At 31.6% G+C, this 2,763-nt stretch carries 2 protein-coding genes; both read left to right on the forward strand.

Going from position 1 to position 2,763, the window contains the following annotated elements:
• The first annotated feature begins 120 nt into the window (after positions 1–120).
• Positions 121–2,484 carry a DEAD/DEAH box helicase family protein gene (locus ACTQ46_RS10990; RefSeq protein ID WP_441749862.1) on the forward strand — a complete coding sequence of 788 codons (2,364 nt, stop codon included), beginning with the start codon at positions 121–123 and terminating at the stop codon, positions 2,482–2,484.
• A complete protein-coding gene (locus ACTQ46_RS10995) occupies positions 2,481–2,678 on the forward strand; it encodes a hypothetical protein (RefSeq protein WP_441749860.1) in 198 nt (65 codons plus the stop codon). Before ACTQ46_RS10990 ends, ACTQ46_RS10995 begins: the two co-directional genes overlap by 4 nt.
• Positions 2,679–2,763 lie beyond the last annotated feature (85 nt).

The raw sequence follows: 2,763 nt of genomic DNA on the forward strand, positions 1-2,763 counted from the left end.
TATTTTACTTCCTCTTGATTCGGGTCTTTTTCTTGGCATAAAAAATTCCTCCTGATTAGTTTTTCTTTACCCTAATCAGGAGGTTCTATACACAAAATATTACACAGTCTCGCTGGTCTAATCCTTTATTTATATATGCAGGGCTATCGTAAGTTTTTGTTCTTTGTAAATCAGACTAGTATTATTGAAAAAACAAAAGAAAACTTTTTGAACCCTTCTTCAATCAAATATCTTTTTGCAGAGAATATTGAATTAATGGGCGAACAAGTTAAAGTTAAGGAAGTTGATAACTTTTCATATTGCGATGAAAATGCAATAAATATTCTTTTTACATCAACACAAAAACTTCATTTAGATTTAAATTTTCCGAGGGAAAACAGTCCTACTATTGATGATTTTGAAGACGATAAGATAGTGCTTATTTCTGATGAATCTCACCATATTAATACAGTAACAAAAGGTCTTGGGAAAACAGAAAAGAATGAAATTGAAGAAAATATAAATAGCTGGGAGTACAGTGTAAATCGTATCTTTAGAGCAAATAGAGATAATGCTATGCTGGAGTTTACAGCTACGGCAGATTTAGAGGATCCAAATGTAAGAAGTAAATATCTAGACAAAATTGTCTATGACTATACCCTAGCAAAATTTAGAGAGAGTGGATACACAAAAGATTTTCAAAATATGCAAGGTGATTACGGTCAGTGGCCAAGAACTCTGGGAGCCTTGATATTAAGTGAATATAGAAGATACTTATTTGGAGATGCTGGGCAAAACATTAAGCCTGTTGTTCTTTTAAAATCGAGAACTATTAAAGAATCAGAAGAATTTTATGAAGAATTTTTAAGAAGATTAAATATGTTATCTTCTGATGAAATATTAGCGTTTGAAAATACTGATAATGTATATTTGAGAGATGCCATTGAATACTTCAGAAGGAAGGATGCTACATTAAATAGTCTAGTATCTGATATAAAATTAGGATTTTCTCAAGATAAAGCTATGATTGTAAATAACAAGAGTGATAGTGAAGAGAAGGATAAACAAATCCATGTAAACTCACTAGAAGCAAAAGATAATCCATATAGAATTATTTTTACGGTCAATATGTTAAATGAGGGGTGGGATGTTCTTAACCTTTTTGATATTATAAGACTTTATGAAACAAGGGATGCTGGAAAGAATGGCAAACCTGGTAAAACAACTATTAGTGAAGCTCAACTAATTGGTCGTGGAGCTAGATACTGTCCATTCAAAATTGAGGAGAGTCAGCCAAGAAATAAGCGTAAGTATGACTATGACTTAACTAATGAAAATAGAATACTAGAGACTCTTTTATATCATTCAATGTTAGATTCTAGATATATCTATGAATTGAGAAATGCTTTAAAACAAACAGGATTATTAGCTGATAATCCTATTGAAATAGAATATCGACTAAAGGACACATTTAAACAAACAGATTTTTATAAAACAGCCTATGTGTTTTCAAATAAAAGAGTTGAGAAGTCGAGAAATAGTGTTTCAGAGATTGATAAGAAAATACAGTCAGGGTTTTATATCCATAAGGTTTCTACAGGTGCATCTACTTTATATGGTCTTTTCGATGATAATACTAAGAAGACTAGTGGATTCACCTATACTACACAATTAAAACTTAAAAATATTCCATTAAATATAACAGAGGGAGCTTTAGCAAATTTTGAAGCTATGAAGTTCAATGTACTTAAATCATATTTCCCTCAATTAAAATCTAAGAGGGAGTTTCTGACATCTGGAAATTATCTTGGAAATATTACTATTCAGTTTGAAAGTCCTTATGAAGACTTAAGAGCAAAAGATATTTACGATGGTGTTATGAAAGTCCTTCAAGGAGTATCTGCTCATATTCAAAAGATAGAAACTGAGTATGAAGGAACAAAAGAATTTTATATTGATCGAATCTACAATGTTCTTAGAGATAAGAAGGCTTATTATAGCAATCCTCAAGGAGAAGGAGAGGGCATTTCCCAAGCTATGATTGTTAGTGATAACCGTGCTGACCTTGCTTATGAGTCTTGGTATGCCTATGAAGATAACTTTGGTACAAGTGAAGAAAAAGCATTTGTTAAGTATTTTCAGGGGTTAGTGCCAGAGTTACGTAAAGAATATGATGAAATATATCTTGTAAGAAATGAAAGAATACCAGCCTTAGCAATCTACGAATTCGACACAGGAGAAAGGTTTGAACCAGACTTCTTGTTATTCCTTCAGAAAAAGGACGTAGATGGATATATGCAAGAACAAATTTATATTGAGCCAAAAGGAAGTCACTTACTAGAAAAAGATAAATGGAAAGAAGACTTTCTACTAAAGATTGAAGAACAAGGAATTCCAGTAAAGAAATATGTAGATGATAATGAGTATATGATAATAGGATTACCATTCTTTAACAAGGATTCAAGGATGGATGAGTTTACTTCTAGGATAAGGAGCTTATTATGAAAATCACTTTTGTAGACATTCATATTCATACATCAGAAAATCCAAATGAGTTACCAGCAGATTATAACATTCAAGAATTGTTAAAAAATATGAGAGTTATAGCTGAGGAATATCCAATTTTACTATCATTAACGGATCATAATACTATTAATAAAGATGCTTATTTACATAGTCAAGTCCATATTAGTGTGTAAATTCCTCGGGTATCATTTTGTGGTCAATCATCCAGCCTAATCGAGCGGTTTATGCCGCGAAAGCCTATTGATAGTGAGATATCGC

It is taken from the genome of Gallicola sp. Sow4_E12 (assembly GCF_052116305.1).
In the GTDB taxonomy this organism is placed as follows: Bacteria; Bacillota; Clostridia; order Tissierellales; family Peptoniphilaceae; genus JBQKLI01.